Source organism: Geothrix fermentans DSM 14018, from assembly GCF_000428885.1.
Classification (GTDB): domain Bacteria; phylum Acidobacteriota; class Holophagae; order Holophagales; family Holophagaceae; genus Geothrix; species Geothrix fermentans.
In genome coordinates this window covers 535,226-552,344 of sequence record NZ_KE386810.1, presented here as the reverse complement: position 1 = coordinate 552,344, position 17,119 = coordinate 535,226, and the positions used below count along the sequence as shown (strand labels likewise).

The 17,119-nt window shown below is 69.2% G+C and carries 16 protein-coding genes; 5 read left to right on the top strand and 11 right to left on the bottom strand.

What is annotated here, in order from left to right; translation table 11 throughout:
• Nucleotides 1-31 precede the first annotated feature (31 nt).
• Nucleotides 32-1,414: an IgA Peptidase M64 gene (locus G398_RS0113035; protein ID WP_043484956.1), complete on the bottom strand. Its 1,383-nt coding sequence runs from the start codon at nt 1,412-1,414 to the stop codon at nt 32-34.
• 45 nt (nt 1,415-1,459) lie between these two features.
• On the opposite strand from G398_RS0113035, the gene G398_RS0113030 reads away from it, so the two are divergent.
• Nucleotides 1,460-1,759: a YhbY family RNA-binding protein gene (locus tag G398_RS0113030; RefSeq protein WP_026853918.1), complete on the top strand. Its 300-nt coding sequence runs from the start codon at nt 1,460-1,462 to the stop codon at nt 1,757-1,759.
• 48 nt (nt 1,760-1,807) lie between these two features.
• On the top strand, nt 1,808-2,938 hold the full coding sequence (locus G398_RS0113025; RefSeq protein ID WP_026853917.1) for a histidine kinase dimerization/phospho-acceptor domain-containing protein: 1,131 nt from the start codon (nt 1,808-1,810) through the stop codon (nt 2,936-2,938).
• A gap of 8 nt (nt 2,939-2,946) precedes the next feature.
• Here the strand turns inward: G398_RS0113025 and G398_RS18415 are convergent, their stop codons facing one another.
• The gene (locus G398_RS18415; RefSeq protein ID WP_052571940.1) at nt 2,947-3,504 is read right to left on the bottom strand and encodes a 5-formyltetrahydrofolate cyclo-ligase; all 558 of its coding nucleotides are present in this window, start codon (nt 3,502-3,504) and stop codon (nt 2,947-2,949) included.
• Nucleotides 3,505-3,568: 64 nt separating this feature from the next.
• Here G398_RS18415 and G398_RS0113015 point away from each other — a divergent pair, with 64 nt between their 5' ends.
• Nucleotides 3,569-4,732, top strand: coding sequence for a phospholipase D-like domain-containing protein (locus tag G398_RS0113015; protein WP_026853916.1), 1,164 nt, complete (start codon nt 3,569-3,571; stop codon nt 4,730-4,732).
• On the opposite strand, the gene mqnE is transcribed toward G398_RS0113015, so the two are convergent.
• From mqnE to G398_RS0112970, 9 genes are all read right to left on the bottom strand, one after another.
• The gene (gene mqnE / locus G398_RS0113010; RefSeq protein ID WP_043484954.1) at nt 4,729-5,856 is read right to left on the bottom strand and encodes an aminofutalosine synthase MqnE; all 1,128 of its coding nucleotides are present in this window, start codon (nt 5,854-5,856) and stop codon (nt 4,729-4,731) included. The two genes, G398_RS0113015 and mqnE, sit on opposite strands and share 4 nt — an antisense overlap.
• Nucleotides 5,857-6,035: 179 nt before the next feature.
• Nucleotides 6,036-7,052 (bottom strand): quinone-dependent dihydroorotate dehydrogenase, encoded by a 1,017-nt coding sequence (locus G398_RS0113005; protein ID WP_026853914.1) that lies wholly within the window; start codon nt 7,050-7,052, stop codon nt 6,036-6,038.
• Nucleotides 7,052-7,408, bottom strand: a complete 357-nt coding sequence (locus tag G398_RS0113000; RefSeq protein ID WP_026853913.1) for a hypothetical protein — start codon at nt 7,406-7,408, stop codon at nt 7,052-7,054. Before G398_RS0113000 ends, G398_RS0113005 begins: the two co-directional genes overlap by 1 nt.
• Before the next feature lie 9 nt (nt 7,409-7,417).
• Nucleotides 7,418-8,080: a 3-oxoacid CoA-transferase subunit B gene (locus tag G398_RS0112995; protein WP_026853912.1), complete on the bottom strand. Its 663-nt coding sequence runs from the start codon at nt 8,078-8,080 to the stop codon at nt 7,418-7,420.
• 47 nt (nt 8,081-8,127) lie between these two features.
• Nucleotides 8,128-9,792 (bottom strand): capsule assembly Wzi family protein, encoded by a 1,665-nt coding sequence (locus G398_RS0112990; RefSeq protein ID WP_026853911.1) that lies wholly within the window; start codon nt 9,790-9,792, stop codon nt 8,128-8,130.
• The gene (locus tag G398_RS21210) at nt 9,785-11,587 is read right to left on the bottom strand and encodes a peptidylprolyl isomerase (RefSeq protein WP_211229091.1); all 1,803 of its coding nucleotides are present in this window, start codon (nt 11,585-11,587) and stop codon (nt 9,785-9,787) included. The genes G398_RS0112990 and G398_RS21210 overlap by 8 nt, the downstream gene beginning before the upstream one ends.
• Nucleotides 11,584-12,552, bottom strand: a complete 969-nt coding sequence (locus tag G398_RS18410; RefSeq protein ID WP_211229090.1) for a hypothetical protein — start codon at nt 12,550-12,552, stop codon at nt 11,584-11,586. The genes G398_RS21210 and G398_RS18410 overlap by 4 nt, the downstream gene beginning before the upstream one ends.
• Nucleotides 12,553-12,558: 6 nt before the next feature.
• Nucleotides 12,559-13,602 (bottom strand): GDP-mannose 4,6-dehydratase, encoded by a 1,044-nt coding sequence (gmd, locus tag G398_RS0112975; RefSeq protein ID WP_026853909.1) that lies wholly within the window; start codon nt 13,600-13,602, stop codon nt 12,559-12,561.
• Nucleotides 13,603-13,673: 71 nt separating this feature from the next.
• Nucleotides 13,674-14,543, bottom strand: coding sequence for an NAD-dependent epimerase/dehydratase family protein (locus G398_RS0112970; protein ID WP_026853908.1), 870 nt, complete (start codon nt 14,541-14,543; stop codon nt 13,674-13,676).
• A 137-nt stretch (nt 14,544-14,680) separates the two neighbouring features.
• Here G398_RS0112970 and G398_RS19900 point away from each other — a divergent pair, with 137 nt between their 5' ends.
• A complete protein-coding gene (locus G398_RS19900) occupies nt 14,681-15,907 on the top strand; it encodes a glycosyltransferase family 4 protein (RefSeq protein WP_052571939.1) in 1,227 nt (408 codons plus the stop codon).
• Between the two features lie 38 nt (nt 15,908-15,945).
• Nucleotides 15,946-17,070 (top strand): chorismate synthase, encoded by a 1,125-nt coding sequence (aroC, locus tag G398_RS18400; protein WP_084512643.1) that lies wholly within the window; start codon nt 15,946-15,948, stop codon nt 17,068-17,070.
• The last annotated feature ends 49 nt before the right edge of the window (nt 17,071-17,119 follow it).

Here is a 17,119-nt window from a genome sequence, read left to right as displayed (position 1 = left end):
ATCCAAGCTCTTCTGACTGGGTGGAAGTCGCCTACTTGGCGTACTGGCGGATGACCCGCTCGATGGCCGCCCGGCAGGCGGCGCAGAAGCCCACCTCATCGCGGGTGAACATGAGACAGTCCTCCTGGCTCCGGTAGTAACCCTTGGCCTCGTAGTTGGCGCCCTCGAAGGCTCCCACCTGGCCGCTGTGGGCATCGGTCCCCAGCAGCTTCGTCTCGTAGGCCTTCTCCTTGGCGAAGAGGGCATCCATCTCGGATTCGGGCTTGTTGGCGGCCCGGATGGCCCGGCGCTCCTTCTGGTAGGCGTGGCTGTGGGCTTCGAACTCGTCCTTCTTCCAGGGCGTGGGCAGCGGCACACCGGGCGTCAGCAGGGCCTTCCACTTGGGGTTCTTCGGGTCCGCCGTGGCATTGGGTTCCCAGGGCTCGGGGCGGGACGGGCTGTTGGTGACGGCCACGTCCGAGGTGTAGTACTCATCCGCCAGGCCGGCGAAGTGGTGGCCGAACTCGTGGACGAAGAGGTAGCCGATGGTGCTGTTGCCGGCCGACGCCGTGCTGTAGAGATTGTGGATGCCGCCGCCGCCGTAGGTCTCGGAGTTGGTGAGGATCTCCACGAACTCGTAGGGCGCCCAGGCCGCGATGTCGCGCCAGGCGCGGTTGTCGAAGGTGAGCACGTAGCGCTCGCTGCCGAAGGCGTCGTAGGTGGTGCCCAGGGGCGTGCGCTTGTGGACTCCGGTGGAGGGCCGGGAGATGCCGCTCTCCTTCGAGGCGGGGCAGAGGGCCCACACGTTGAAGTCGTTCCGGTGCTCCTTGAAGGGGGTCTGCTGGAAGAGCAGCTCCATCACCTTCCGGGCCTGGGCCTCGAACTTGCCCCGTTCGGCGGCGGTGTAGCCGTCCCCCAGGATGAGGAAGTCCACCTTGTCCGCCGGATCGCCGGCCTTCTGGAGGGGAATGAGGGCGCCGATCTCCGGGGCGGGGGCCTGCTCGATGAGCGGATCCTTGGGATCCAGCTCGAAGGTCCACATGGCCTTGAAGGCGTTCCGCTCGTCCCGCTTCTTCACGGTGATGCGGACGGGGCCCTCGGGCCGGGGGAAGCGCAGGGACTCGCCGAAGGTCCGGCTCAGCGACTTGGCCTCGTCCGTGGTCTCCCACTCGCCGAAGATGCTGGCGAAGCCGCGGGAATAGAGGAGCTTGCCGGTGGCCTTGTCGGCTACCTCGAAGCAGTACTTTCCGAGGTTGCTGGCGTCGATGGCCTTGGCGAGGTCGCCGGGCCAGGGCAGGGGCTCCAGGACCACGCGGTCCACGCCGAAGCGCTCCGAGGCTGCGTCGCCCGTGTGGCCGTAGTCCACCCGGAGGGTGCGGGGCGGAGCGGCCAGGCAGGCCAGGGCGGCGAGGGAGAGGACCAGGGAACGCAGCATGGGACACCTCGCCATCGAGGATAGACTGGTCCCCTGGAGTTCCGGATGCTCACGTCGAAACAGCGCCAGTTCCTCAAGGCCCAGGCCCATCGCCTGAAGCCCGTCATGCACGTGGGCAAGGGGGGTGTCACCTCCGCCCAGGCCGCGGAGCTGGACATCATGGTGGACAGCCTGGAGCTCGTGAAGATCAAGATCAACCAGAACAGCTTCGAGGACGAGACCTCGGCCGTCGCGGCCCTCTGCGCCGCGGTACCGGGCCTGGAGCACGTCTGGACCATCGGCCACACCATGCTGTTCTTCCGACCCAGCCGCACCCGCGAGACGCGCTACCCCCTGCCGGGCTGACTCAGGTCCTGGACGTCCCCGTCCGAAGAGCCGGAGAAAGGAGTTCCCATGCCCTACCTGTCCTGGATGGAGGGGGATCGCCTCGTCCGGCACGGGCTGGGGGAGGGATCCTGCCTGCTCGGCCGGGACCCGGCGGCCTGTGCCGTCGCCCGGCCCGCCCTGGAGGCCCTGGCCCCTGTCCATGCCTCCCTGGCCCCGGCCGAGGGTGGGTGGCATCTGAGGGACCTGTCCGCCGGTGGGACCCGGGTGAACGGGCGCGCCGTGGAGTCCTCCGGGGCGATGATCCTGCGCGATGGAGACGAACTGGCCCTGGGGCCCTGGCGGCTGACCTTCACCGAGGGTTTCCCCGGGCTCGACGGGACCGCCTTCGTGGAGCGGGCCGGGGACCTCTTCGCCGAGATGCAGGCCCAGGAGGGGCGGAGCTTCCTGGCTGAGCTGAAGCGCCTGTACGACGCGACGGAACGGCTCCTGGGGGAGGCGGACTCGGAGGCTCTGGAGCGGTCCTTCCTGGGGGAGGCCCTGCGCCTGATGGCCGGCGACCGGGGGTTCTTCGTCCGGCGGGAGGACTCGGGGGGATGGCGAACGATCCACCGGGTCGGGGCGGCCGGCGACGATGAGCCCCCGCGGGCTGTGTTGGACTACGTGGTGCGGGAACGGACCGCGATCCTCTCCAACCGGCTCCCGGCGGACCCCAGGTTCGAGGGTGCGGTGCCGAAAACGCCGGGGTGGGGGCCGCTCCTCTGTGCGGCCCTGACGGTTGAGGCGGCCCAGGTGGGCGCCATCTACCTGGAGCGGAAACCCGGCGCCACGCCCATCGGCCGGATCGATCTGGCCACCCTCCAGGCTTTCGCCCGCCGGGGCTCCCTGGTGCTGCGTCAGGCCCGGCTGCGCCAGGCCCTCCTCCTGGCGGACCAGCAGAAGGGGGAGGCCCTGGCGGCCGAGCGGCTGGAGTCGCTCCGCCAGTTGGCCGGCACCCTCAAGCACGAGATCAACAACCCCCTGGCGGTGATCTTCATGCAGGTGGAGATGCTCCAGCGCAAGTACCCCGAGGAGGCCCGGCTCGCCAAGATCGGCGAGATGGCGGACCGCATCCGGGACCTCGTGCAGGTGCTGCAGAAGATGCGCGAGGCGCCCACGGAGGGGTACGCGGATGGGTCGAGCATCCTGAAGCTGAGGTAGGGGGGCTATCAGCTATCAGCTATCAGCTGTCGGAGGCCGCGCTCGCTCAGGAGGGCCTGGACCGGCCAGTCGTGGGGGTCCACGGGGACGGGCAGGTGCATCTGGGCCTCGAAGCCCACGCCCACGGTGAGGATGTCCTCGGACAGCTTTGCAAGGAGGGCGTCATAGAATCCGCGGCCGTAGCCGATGCGGTAGCCCTCATCGTCGAAGGCCAGTCCGGGCACCAGCAGCAGCTGCACCGGCGGGAGGAAGTGCTGGGCCAAGGCCGGCTCCAGGAGACCCCAGTGACCCTTCTCCAGAGGCTCCGTGCCCCAGGCCAGGCGGGGCGGGTGGGTGGAGGCCACCCGGGGGAAGAACCACAGCCAATCTGGATGGGCCGAGACCGCCGGGCGGAGGTCGATCTCCGAACCGAAGGGCCAGAAGGCGCCGATGCGCGTCACGCGGCGGTCCCGGCAGAGGCGGTCGAGATGGCCGCCGATGGCCGCGGACCAGGCCGCACGGGATGCCGCGGGCAGCGCGTCCCGGCGGATCTTGAGGTGGGCGCGGAACTCGGCTTTCGTCTCCATCCCTTCACCTCATCAGGGCCGGAGGAGGCCCGTCAACGGGGTATCCTCTGCGAGGAGTGCCGCCATGACCATCCGTTCCCTGCTCCTGGCCCTGGGCGCCAGCCTCATCCTCGCCGCCCAGCCCCCCACCACCCTGGTGCAATCCATCCCCGCCGGGACGGACCTGGCCGATCCCGCACTGCCCTTCGCCAGAGACGAGTGGGTGGCCATGATCCGCGGCGCGAAGGTCAGCGTCGACGCCGGAGAGTTCTATGTCACCAACCGGCCCGGCAGCGCCCTGGAGCCCGTGCTGGCGGAACTGGAGAAGGCCGGGGCTCGCGGGGTGAAGGTGCGCTTCCTCCTCTCCGCGAAGATGCTGGATCAGGATCCCGCCTCCGTGGCGCGGATCCGGCGGATTCCCGGTGCCGAGGTGCGGAGCTTCGACCTTGCCAGCGTCTCGAAGGGCATCCTCCACGCCAAGTACTTCGTGGTGGACGGCCGGGAGGCCTGCCTGGGCAGCCAGAATTTCGACTGGCGGGCCCTGGAGCACATCCACGAGCTGGGCGTCCGGACCTCCGACCCCAGGATCGTCGCCCGCCTGGCCGAGCTGTTCGCTCTGGATTGGGCCTTCGCTGGCAGCGGGAAGCTTCCGGAGCTTCCAGGCCGCCCCACGCCGGCGCTCCGGCCCGAGGTCGAGCTGGTGGCCAGCCCTCCCTTCCTCACGCCGAAGGATGTCCGCCCGGCCATCGAAGCCCTGGTGGAGCTGATCGGCCAGGCCAAGACGAGTGTGCGGGTGCAGCTGCTGACCTACTCGCCTCTCGCCGGCCGGGACGGCTTCTGGCCGGTGCTGGACAATGCGCTCCGGGCCGCCGCCGTGCGCGGCGTGAGGGTGCGGCTCATGGTGTCCGACTGGGCGCTGGGCAGCCGGGCCCTGCCGCACCTGAAGGCACTGACCCTGATTCCCAACCTGGAAGTGAAGGTGGTCTCCATCCCCGAGGCGAAGGAAGGCCACATCCCCTACGCCCGGGTCATCCACAGCAAGTACCTGGTGGTGGACGGCACGCACCTGGCCCTGGGCACCAGCAACTGGGAGGAGAGCTACTTCATGGACTCCCGAAACGTCGAGCTCATCTTCCGGGACTCGCCCCTGGCCGCCCAGGCCGTGCGGATCCATGACCGCCTGTGGACCAGCCGCTACGCCTTCCCGCTGGATTCTTCGAAGACGTACGAAAAACGGAAAGTCGACTAGGCAGTCGCGTAGACGTTGTACAGGTTGTCGCGCTCCAGGGCCTCGAACCCGGCCTCCTCGATGAGCCGCACCAGCTCGCCGCGCTGGAGGCCCTGGGGCGTCTTGGCGCCGGCGTCGTGGGCGATCTCCTCGGCGATGACGGTGCCGTCCACGTCGTCGGCGCCGTAGCTGAGGCCGGCCTGGGCCAGGCCCGGCGTGATCATCACCCAGTAGGCCTTGATGTGCGGGACGTTGTCGAGCAGCAGCCGGGCCACGGCGATCTCGCGCAGGTCCTGGGTGCCCGTGGTCTCGTGGATCACGTGGGTGGCGCTCAGCTCGTTGTCCTCGTTCTGGTAGGCCAGGGGGATGAAGGCCAGGAAGCCCTGGTAGCCCGCGGCCTGGGAGCGGTCCTGCAGGTCGCGCAGGCGCAGGAGGTGGTCCACGCGATGGCGGGCCTCCTCGATGTGGCCGTAGAGCATGGTGCAGTTCGTGGGCAGGCCCTTGCGGTGGCAGAGGGCGGCTGTGTCCAGGTAGACCTGGGCGTCCTTCTTGCCGATGCAGATCTTCTCGCGCAGCTCCTCGTCGAAGATCTCCGCGCCGCCGCCGGGGCAGCTCTCCAGGCCTGCGGCCATGCAGCGGTCCAGGAAGGCCTCGGTGCTGAGGCCCGAGATGCGGGCGTAGTAGTCCATCTCGATCATGGTGAAGACCTTGAGGTGGATGGACGGGAATCGGGCCTTGATCTTCCGGAACAGGTCCTCGAAGTACTCGATCTTGAGCTTCGGATTGTGCCCCGAGGTCATGTGCAGCTCGCGCACGCCGGCGTTCTCGGGCTTCTCCAGTTCGGCGATGATCTGCTCGGCGGACAGCGCGTAGGCCCGGGGATCGCCGGGCTTGGCCTGGAAGGCGCAGAACTGGCAGTGGGTGAAGCAGACGTTGGTGTAGGACAGGCGCCGGCTCATGACGTAGTAGGCGGCCCGGCCGTTCTTCTGGAGGCGCACGTGGTGGGCCATGGCGCCGATGCCCGTGAGATCCGGGCTCTCGTAGAGCAGCATCCCGTCGTCGAATGTCAGGCGCTCACCGCGGAGCACCTTGTCCGCCAGGGGCAGCAGGCGCGAGTCGCGGATCTTCGAATGGAGTGACAACATCGAAACCTCGGCCTTCCAGTGTACCCCGGCGGGGACGAATCGATTGTTCTTGGGAAAGGAATATATGAAAGCGGAGGACAGCTGAGGGGCTGAGGAAAGCTGAGAAAGCACAAGGCTTGTCTCCGCTCTCCTCCGCGCTTCCGCTTCCCTCCGCTTATCAAATTCCGTCGCTTTTTGGGCTATCTCAGCCCCTGGTGGATTCGGGAGATGAGCGCCGGCCCCTCGAAGATCAACGCGCTGTAGATCTGGGCCAGGGCCGCGCCATCATCCAGGGCGCCCTGCACATCTTCCGCGGTTCCCAGCCCGCCGCAGGCCACCAGCGGCAGGCGGCCGCGCAGGGCCGCGAGGATGCGCCTCCGCACATCCCGGGCCTTGGCCTTGAGCGGCTCGCCGCTGAGGCCGCCGGCGCCCTTCGATTCGACGAGGGTCCGCAGGGCCCCGGCCACTACCCCTCGGTCCAGAGTGGTGTTTGTGGCGATGAGGCCGGAGATGCCCGAGGCCACGGCCACCTCCACGATGGCGTCCAGGTCCTCCGGGGCCAGGTCCGGGGCCAGCTTCAGGAGGAGCGGCTGCCGCTCCAGGCCCATCTCCCGGCGCAGGTCCAGCATGCCCGCCAGGAGCGGCTTCAGGGCCTCGGGGGCCTGGAGGTTCCGCAGGCCCGGCGTGTTGGGGCTGCTGACGTTCAGGGCGGTGTAGTCCACCTGGGGCGCGATCAGCCGGTAGGCGGCGCGGTAGTCGTCCAGGGCTCCAGCCTCGGGCGTCTCCTTGTTCTTCCCGAGGTTGCCGCCCACGATGAGACCCGCCGGGCGGTGGCGAAGGCGCGCAGCCACCACCTCGGCGCCCTCGCTGTTGAAACCCATGCGGTTGAGGATCAGGCCCACCTCGGGGAAGCGGAACAGGCGGGGCCTGGGGTTGCCGGGCTGGGGCCGGGGCGTGACCGTGCCGATCTCCACATGGCCGAAGCCGAGGCTCTTCCACAGGGGCAGCAGGGTCGCCCCCTTGTCGAGGCCGGCGGCCAGGCCCAGGGGCGTGGGGAAGTCCAGTCCGAAGGCCGTCCGGCGCAGGCTGGCGGCATGGGTTGGCTTGGGCAGGACGGGTAACGCGCAGGCCACGGCTCCCAGGCGGAAGGCCAGGTTGTGGGCGGTTTCGGGGTCGAGGCGGAAGATCAGGGGCCGCAGGGCGCGGTACAGATCCATCACTTCACCGTCACCGCGGCCGTGGCGGAGACCTCGGGGAAATCCTCCCGGCGCACCTCGACATGGTAGGTACCGGCCGTTGCCGGGGCGGTGTAGAGGCCGGCACCGGTGATGGTCCCGCCTCCAGCCTCCACCACGCGCCACCCCACCGGCTGGCGCAGGTAGCGAACGCCTTCGGGGTAGTTGACCTCCGCCTGGAAGGACTGGGTTCCGCCAGGAACCAGGCTGACGGCCACGGGGCGGAGGCTCAGGGCGGGCTTGAAGGGTTCTTTGGGCTTGGCGGGCACGGAGTCCCCCGGGGTCGCGCAGGCGAGGGCCAGCAGGAGAGGAGCGAAGGGCAGAGAGCGCAGCAGCATGGGACAGCCTCACACACCGGTCATGCCGGTCACGCGGTCCATGACCAGGGGCGGCTCGGTCCTGGCCTGGACCTCCTCCCGGGTGACGCCCGGGGCCACCTCCACCAGCCGCAGACCCTCGCGGCCCGGCACCACGTCGATGACGGCCAGATCGGTGATGATGCGGTGCACGCAGCGCTGGCCGGTGAGGGGCAGGGTGCACCTGCGGAGGATCTTGGGCTCGCCGTCCTTGCTGGTGTGCTCCATCACCACCACCACCCGCTTGGCCGCGGCCACCAGGTCCATGGCGCCGCCCATGCCCTTCACCATCTTGCCGGGGATCATCCAGTTGGCGAGGTTGCCCTCCATGTCCACCTGCATGGCGCCCAGGATGCTCAGGTCGATCTTGCCGCCGCGGATCATGGCGAAGCTGTCGGCGCTGCTGAAGAAGCTGGCGCCCGGGGCCGTCGTCACGGTCTGCTTGCCCGCATTGATGAGGTCCGGATCGACCTCCTCCAGCGTGGGGAAGGGACCGATGCCCAGGAGGCCGTTCTCGCTCTGGAGGATGACGTCCACGCCCTCCGGAATCGCATTGGCGATGAGGGTGGGGATGCCGATGCCCAGGTTCACGTAATAGCCGTCACGCAATTCCTGCGCGGCGCGGCGGACGAGCTGATCGCGGGACAACGCCATGCGGACCTCGAGCAAGGGGAACCAGGATAGCGCAGGCAGTCCCGGGCTCAGAACACGCGGAAGCTCTGGAAGACCGTGAAGGCCCAGCCCCAGCGCGGTGTGGCCCCGTCGACGAACTGGGGGTTCCGGTCGCGCTCTGAGGAGATGGAGGCCCCGATCCGCCCCGTGGGCGTGCGCCACTGGGCGTCCATCTGGAGGAACCAGAAGCGGTCGAGCTCGGGCACCGACCCGGGATGGGCGGCGCTCCACAGCTCGAGTTTGTCGCGGAAGGCCCGGATGCCGCTGACCACCTTGAGTCGCCCCTTGCCCTCCAGGAACAGGGGCATGCCGAGGTCCACCGTACGGGTGATGACATCGCCCCCGAAGGCCATGCCCAACGGGTCGCCGTAGCGGGAATAGCCGGCGAGGTAGGTGCTATGGGAATAGACCCGATACCCACCCCCATCCCAGGGGACGTTCACGGTATCCGCATATTCCAGGCCCAGGTCCCAGCGCTCCCAGACCAGCTGAAGGCCCAGGATGTCGTTGGCGTGTTCGAGCGTGGGTACCGCCTCCCGGATGCCCCGTCCCCAGAGGCTGTCCGTGTAGTCCCCGCCGGTGACCTTGCCGCGCTTGACGAGTTCCCAGTCCTTGCTCAGGTCCCGGTGGATGGCCGCACCCGGGTGGTGGAGGAAGTCCTTCCACTGCCAGTTGACGTTCTTGGAGCCGCGGCTGAGGTACACGGAGGCGCCCTTCGCGCCAAAGGTGGAGGCCAGGGCGGGGATGCGCACCCGGGCCTCGGCCAGGGCGTGGCCCATGGAGATCTGCTTGAAGTTGCTCGTGTCGAAGTTGAAGGGGCTGCCGCTGGCCTCCGTGCGCCCGATGTTCTCCGCGCCGATGAAACCGAGAAGGTAGTCGTCCCAGGTGTAGCCGCGCTGGCGGTTGTTGCCCTGGGGGTCCACGCCGCCCCACATGGACACCACGCCGAGGTTCAGCTCCACGTGGGGCCCGAACCGGCCCTGCACCCTAAGGCCGGAGATGTCCGGCCGCCGGATGTCCCCGGCCTTGGCCACCTCCGCCTCCTGGTTCAGCCGGTTGGCCATCCATTCCGGGATGGGCCGGTTCCACTCCAGGCGTCCGTAGAAGAGCTCGGCCCGCCAGTGGCCCAGGGGGACGCGCCACAGGTGCAGGGCCGCCTCCGGCGTTCCCATGGACACCCGGGGGAAGGGGCGGGCCGAGTCCCCCATGAGGTAGCCGCCATTGAGGCCGAAGCCCCACTGGAAGGGAGCCTGCTCCAGGGCGAAGCGCCAGCCGCCCTCGGTCTGGTAGGCGATGCCACCCCGCTGGAGGATGCCCCGGGTGATCTCGCCATCCCGGAACGCCACGACGGTGGCCGACAGGGAGAGGCCGCCCCGGAAGTACTTCCCCTGGAGCCCCACGCCCCAGCCCTGCATGCCGTGGCCGAATCCCTCGCCACCCACGAGGGGTGCGTAGAGGCCCTCCGATCCGGCCCCGCCCAGGCCAACTTCAAGCGAAGGCACACGGAACGGGGGAGGCACCGGCTCTCCCACGGCCCAGGCGAGGCGTTCCTGGCGGAGTTCCTGGGCCCCGTCCTGGAGCAGGGGCGCCTGGGCCAGAGCCGCCGGGGCGGCACTGCAGATCAGGGCGGTGAGGTGGAGGAATCGGCGTGTGCGGAACAGGGCAGGCTCCCTTCGAACGGCGGGTTCAGGCATCCAGGACGGTGACCGACACGATCCTGGCGCCCAGCTCCAGGTCGTCGAGGATCTTCATCGCGCGGTCCAGGTCCTCGACCTCGCCCATGCGCGTATATCGGCCCGTGAGGTGGGGGGTGGCGTTGGTGGTGATGAAGAACTGGCTGCCGCCGGTGTCCTTTCCGGACAGGGCCATGCCCACGCTGCCGGGGCCGTACCAGTCCAGCGAGTCCTCGCAGCGCACCGTGTGGCCGGGGCCGCCGTCCATGGTGTCCACCGGACTGCCCATCTGCACCACGAAGTCCGGCACCACCCGGGGCACCACGCGCCCGTTGAAGTAGCCTTTCCGCGCCAGCAGCACCAGGTTGGCGATGTTCATGGGCGCCACGGATGGGTCGAGACGCAGCGTGAAGCTCCGCTTTCCGCTCAGGGAGATGCGAAGGCGTACGGGTTTGCCCCGTTCGGCCAGCCGGGTGGCTTCCTTCAAGATGGCCTCGTCCATGGCCGTGGGTTTGGGCGTGGCGGGCCAAGGTGTGCCGGGATCCAGCTTTGCCAGGGCCTGGTAGGCCTCCCGGCGGCAGGTCCAGTTGGGATGCCGGAGCCAGGGACGCAACTGCGCTTTCTGGTCCTCCGCGGACATCTTCCAGCGGGCGTAGCTCTGGATGAGGGTCTGCTGCGCCTCGAACTGGGTGTCCTCCCAGACCTGCCGGGTCAGAGCTTCGAGATCGGCCGGCGGAGCCGGGAGATCCTCGATGGCGGCGGCCCGGGCGAGGGGGTCCGATCCGGACAGAAGCCGGGCGCGCAGCTGATCCGCCCGTCCGGGCCGCTGGATCCGCAAGGCGGGCAGCAGCGCACCCCGGAGAAGAGGGCTCGAGGCGCCCAGGGGCGGGTCTGTGTCCAGGAGCGGCTGGAGGCGGGGCAGGGGGGACTCGAGGCGGGCCAGGGCCTGGAATCCGTACCACTGGGCCAGAGGGTGGATCGAGCAGGACCAGGGGGAGCCTTGCACCTCGAAGGCCTCAGCAGGGGCGGGCCTGGGGACGCCTTCGGCCAGGCGGGAGAGGATGCCCACGCAGGCCCGATCCAGGGTGGCCTTCTCAGGGCGGGCGAGGCCCATCCGGCCCCAGGCGGGGGAGTCCGGGGAAAGCGTCGCGAAGGCGGTCAGGGCCAGGTCCCGGCGAAGGGGCCAGGGCGCCCGGTTCCATGCATCCATCAGGGCCAGGATCGAGCCGGGGGTCGCGGGGACCGGTGGCAGCAGCGTCCTCTCCTTCCCGGCCATCACCAGCCTCAGGCGGGCGGCCTGGGCGCGGACGGGATCCACCTTGCCGGCCTTCCGAAGGGCATCGAGGAAGGCCTGAAGGGTGGGCGAAGGGTCCCCGCCGTTCAGGCGCGCGGTGGCGATGGCGGCCTCCAGGTGCAGGTGCTTCGGCCAGGTTGCGGCCTCCAGGGCTCCCAGCCCATCCAGGGCCAGAAGAGCCCTGGGGCTTTTCAGACGGTTCAGGAAGAACAGGGCGTCGAAGCGTTCCCGGGGCGTCCTGGCGGCGGTGGCCTTCGCCAGCCAGAGGGCCTCGGTGGGCTGGGCCAGCTCCGGCGGCAGCAGGGTGGGGGTGCCTGGGACGCCGAGGCGGCGGATCGTCCGCTCCAGCCGCTCCCGATCCTCGGGCGGAAGCGCGGCCTTCCGGGACTCGGTCCAGGCCAGGGGCTGGCGCGCCCACTCGGCCCGGATGGCATCACCCTGCCCGAAGCGGGGGGACTGGGCCAGGACGGGGAGACAGGCCAGGAGGGCGGCTGGGGCGATTCGTCTCGTCGGGTGGTTCACTGGACATCCCCATGATCCAAGGGCACCGTGGCTCCCGAAACCAGGTCCACCACCGGAAGGTGGGCGATGGCATCCCAGCGGGCGGATCCCCCCAGGCGGCTCATCCGGCCCCGCTCATCGCGGGACTCCCGGAACTGGCTGTCCACGAAGCCTTCCTCCGGCGTGAGGATCCTGAAGGGACCGGCCAGGTCCTTGCGGACGAAATAGGCATTGTTCCCGGCGCTGGTGCAGCCCACGAAGGCGTAGCCCTTCTCCTCCGCCAGCTGGCAGAGGGCGCGGAGGGAGGCGCCGAAGTAGAGCCAGGAATGATGGGCGGCCTGGCGGGTGAAGGCCGGGTCGTAGGGGATGGTTACGGCCCGGTCGCGACCGAAGACGGCGTTGTACTCCACCACCACCACCTGGGGGGACACACCGGTGATGGCCCGCCACACCCAGTAGTCGTTGCCGTCGATGTCGATGCTGAGGAGGCCGATCTCTCCGGAGAACCCGGCGTCCCGGATCAGGCCATTGATGTTCTCCGCCGTGATGAAGGCGCTCCGGACTTCCAGGTCATGGAGCATCGGCAATCCCTGGGCCGACACCACGGCATCCAGGTCCGGGCGCCCATCGAGGATGAGCCCCCGCCAGTCGTCATGGACCAGGAGGAACCGCGTGTTGGCTTCGGTGTAGTCCTCCACGCCGAACTCGATGAAGGTGCGGACGGCGGGAATGCGGCTGAACAGGTACTGGATGACGCCGTCATCGCCGAACTGGGAGTGGACGCGGAACTCCGCCTCCTTCAAGGGCGTGTGGTCCGGAAGGCCGGCCACCCGCCGGCACTCGATTCCGCCCACCAGTTCGGCTGTGGTCGCCATCTGCTTCCGCAGGGCCTCCAATTCGGTTCCGAGCTGGTCGATCCGCCGGACCACCCGGCCCCAGCGGCGGTGCCGGATCCGCCGGAAGAAGTCCCTGAACGGTGAGGGCATGGCGCTTCAGCGGTAGCCGGCGCGGGGGGCCTCGGCGTGGCCGGCCTCGCGGAGCACCAGCTCCTTCTGGGCCAGCTTGAGGTCCGAGTCCACCATCATGGCCGCCAGGGTCCGGATGTCGGTCTTGGGCTCCCAGCCCAGGATGCGGCGGCCCTTGGACGGATCGCCTTCCAGGTGGTCCACCTCGGCGGGCCGGAAGTAGCGGGGATCGATCTCGACGTGCTTCTGCCAGTCCAGATCCAGGCGGCCGAAGGTCAGTCCCAGGAAGTCCCGGATGCTGATGCTCTCGCCCGTGGCCACCACGTAGTCATCGGGCTTGTCCTGCTGCAGCATCCGCCACATGGCTTCCACATAGTCGCCCGCGAAGCCCCAGTCCCGCTTGGCGTCGAGGTTCCCCAGGAACAGCTTGTCCTGGAGGCCCAGCTTGATGCGCGTGGCGGCCCGGGTGATCTTCCGCGTCACGAAGGTCTCGCCCCGGCGCGGGCTCTCGTGGTTGAACAGGATGCCGTTGCAGGCGAAGAGGCCGTAGCTCTCCCGGTGGTTGATCACCTGGTAGTGGGCGTAGACCTTGGCGCAGGCATAGGGGCTGCGGGGCTCGAAGCGGGTGCCCTCGTGCTGGCGCGGCTTGGCGCTGCCGAACATCTCGGAGCTGCCCGCCTGGTAGAAGCGGATCTGCTTCTTCGTGTGCTTCATGTAGCTGCGGATGGCCTCCAGCAGCCGGATGACGCCCACGCCCACGACATCCACGGTGTACTCGGGCTGGTCGAAGCTCACGCGCACATGGCTCTGGGCGCCCAGGTTGTAGACCTCATCGGGCTGGATCTCGTCCAGCAGGTTCCGCAGGGCCCCGGCGTCCGAGAGATCGCCATAGTGCAGGAAGAAGGCGGGGTCCGGCGTCTCGCCCACGTGCAGGTGGTCGATGCGATCCGTGTTGAAGAGGCTGGCCCGGCGCACCACGCCATGGACCTGGTAGCCCTTGGACAGCAGAAGCTCCGCCAGATAGCTGCCGTCCTGGCCGGTCACGCCCGTGATGAGTGCGGTCTTCTGCATGGAGTCCTCTGCGTCGAAACTTTCACTCTAACCGGCGGGCAGACCGGGAGAAAGCAGCTTCGCCCCGGGGTTCAGGATAGGGCTGCGATGGCCTGGACCGTGTCCTCGAGGGTGCGGGAGGGCCGCCAGTCCGTGTCGGCCATGAGCCGGGCGGGGTCGCCGATCAGGGCCTCCACCGCTGGATTCGCAAACAGGACCGGGCGCTCCTGGCCGCAGGCCCTCAGGAGGCCGTGCACCAGCTCGGACACCCGGGTGGGGCGTCCGGAACAGAGGTTCCAGATGGAGCCGCTGGGCGCGTCGACCTCCAGCAGACGCAGGTAGGCGTCCATGGCATCCCGCCAGTCGAGGAAGTCCCGCACATCATCCCGGCCCGTCATGCGGATGGGGCTCTCGCCCCGCTGGATTCGTTCCAGGAGCTCGGGGACGAGCAGACCGGCGGCCATCCCCGGGCCGAGCTGGTTGAAGGGGCGAACGATGAAAACCTTCAGGGCCTCACGGCGGCTCAGGGCCCAGGTCTCCCCAAGATGTTTGGACAAGGCGTAGGGATGGGTGGAGCCAAGGGGGTCTGTTTCCCGGAGGGGGCGGGGGCTCGGGGCATACACGAAGGCGCTGGAAGTGAAGATGGCGCGGCAGCCCGGGGCGACGGCCGCCAAGTGGTCGAAGATCCGGGCCGTCATGCGCAGGTTGGCGAAGACCAGGTCCTGGGTCCACCCCATGCCCGGGACGGAGTAGGCGGCCAGGTGGAAGGCGGCATCCCATGGGCCACCTTCCGGCCGGGGAAGCTCTCCATCGCCCAGGAGATCCACGGCCCTGGCCATGAATCCGGGACCGCCGTCGCGCGGAGCCCGATCCCAGGACTCGACCTCATGGCCGGCTTCGAGAAGCCGGGAGGTGAGGGCCCTCCCCACGAATCCAGACCCTCCGACCACCAGGACTTTCATGCGTTGGGCTCCATGGATGCGGGGAGGGCGCGGCCCCGCCACGAGGGCGGCTCAGGGCGTTGCAGGACATTGGGAAACGCAATGCTAACATCACCTTCTTCAAGTCCAGGATGTGGGCGGATCACAGAGGAGGCCTGGTGCGCCTTGGCATCTTTCATCCATCGTTCGAGACCGTCGGGGGCGCGGAGCTTCTGGTGGCCGCCCAGGCTCAGCATTTCCGGGCCCAGGGGGCCGCGCCGGAGATCGTGACCCTGGGTTTCGACGAGGCCCGGTGGGGCGCCCGGCTGGCGGGAATCCCCATCCACACCGTGAAGAAACGGCACTGGACCGATCCCCTGTACGGATGGAGCCGGCTGGCCAAGCTGCGCCGCCGGGGAATTCGCGCTTCCCAGGCGCTGAAGAGCTACGACCTGGTGATCGCCCACAACTTCCCGTCCAGCGCCATGCTCGGAGCGGCCCCCATCCGGGCGCGGAAGATCTGGCAGTGCAACGAGCCCCCACGGGGCATCCACATGCGCGAGGCCAATCCCGCGCTGGCGGCGCGTCTCGCGATCACCGGCGGCGAGGGCCCGGAGGAGGCCACCCGGGCCTTCGCCAAGGTGCTCGCCAACCACGACCAGTCGATGCGCCGCGATTCCAGCGTCCACGCGCGGTACACCTACGACCTGGAGGTTATCCGGAACCTCGACGTCATCTACGCCATCAGCGAGTTCAGCCGGGATAACGCGCGGAGCATCTACGGCCGGTGCAGGGACGAGGTGATCTACCCCATCGTTCGATTCCCCGAAGGCGGCCGGAACCGGGCGGGGCTGGAGCGTTCCGTGCGCAGGGTGCTGGTCCACTCGCGCCTGGAGGTCCTCAAGAACATTGATACGGTGATCCGCGGCTTCGCCGCCTTCCAGTCGGCCAGCCCGGTCCCCTGCGAGCTCCACGTGGTGGGCGCGGGGCCCTTCCTCAACCGTCTGGAAACCCTGGCCGGAAGCCTATGCCCGGCCGGCTCGATCCGGTTCCACGGCTACCTGCCGGATGAGGAACTCCGGCGGGTTTACGAGGCCTGTGATGTGTTCGCCCTCCTGACCCTGGATGAGCCCTTCGGGATGGTCTACCCGGAGGCCGCGGCCAAGGGCCTGCTCATGGTGGGCCCCGACCACGGTGGCCCCATGGAGATCCTGGACGGGGGGCGCCTGGGCTGGGTGGTGGACGCCTTTTCCCCGGAGGCCCTGGCGGAGGCCCTGGAGCAGATCTGGAGCCTGGACGATGCCGAGGTGGATCGCCGGCGGGAGGCCGCCGACCGTGCCTGCCGGGCCCGGTATGGCGTCGAGACCGTCGGCCCCCAGCTCATGGGGCTTTTGTCGGAGGCCTGAACCAGGGCCTATTTCCAAAACAGACCCTAGACTGGGGGATGCTCTTCGATTCCCCCTCCTCCTTCGGCCGGACGTTCCGCATCGTCACCTTCGGCGAAAGCCATGGGTCGGCGGTGGGTGTCGTGATGGACGGTGTAAAGCCCGGCCTGCCTTTCGACCTGGAAGCCATCCAGCGGGATCTGGACCGCCGGCGGCCCGGCCAGTCGGACCTGGTGACACCGCGGAAGGAGGCGGACCGCCTGCACGTCCTCAGCGGGGTCTTCGAAGGCCGCACCACGGGCCATCCCATCGCGCTGGCGGTGTTCAACGAGAACCAGCGCAGCGCCGACTACAAGGCCATCTCCGACCTGTTCCGGCCCGGCCACGCGGACCTCACCTACGATCGCAAGTACGGAATCCGCGATCCCCGCGGCGGCGGGCGCAGCAGCGGCCGGGAGACCCTGGCCCGCGTCGCCGCCGGCGCCTGGGCCAAGCAGCAGCTCGCCACCCTGGGCGTGACGGTTCGGGGCTTCAACCGGGAGATCGCAGGCATCGCCGGCTCAGCGCTGGACTGGGCCTTCGTGGAGACCAACCCGCTCCGCGTCGCCGACCCGGAGACCTTCCCCGCCCAGCGGGCCGCCGTGGAGGCGGCCCTGGCGGACGGCGACAGCGTGGGGGGGGTCTGCGAGGTGTGGATCGAGGGGCTGCCCGTGGGGCTGGGTGACCCGGCCTTCGGCAAGCTGGACGGCCTGCTGGCTCTGGCCTGCATGTCCATCGGCGCCGTGAAGGGTGTGGAGCTGGGTGCGGGCTTCGAGAGCGCCCGCCGCCGCGGCAGCGAGAACAACGACCCGCTGGGCCCCGGGGGGCCGCTGAAGAACGACGCCGGAGGAACCCTCGGAGGCATCAGCACCGGGGCGCCCGTGGTGGTGCGCCTGGCCGTGAAGCCCACCAGCTCCATCTCGAAGGTGCAGAAGACCATCGACCGCGAGGGCCATGCCGCCGACATCTCCACCAAGGGGCGCCACGATCCTTGCATCGCCCCCCGCGTTGTGCCGGTGGCGGAGGCCATGTGCGCCCTGGTGGTCTATGATGCGTGGCTCACGCAGCAGGCCCTCCGGGAGGGCTCGGTGGCGCCGGTGGCGGAATGGGACTGGGACGCCATCGAGGGGCTGTTCGGAGGATGATGGCTGTGATGGCCGCCACATCGCGGCGTCATGACGAAGCGGTGACCTT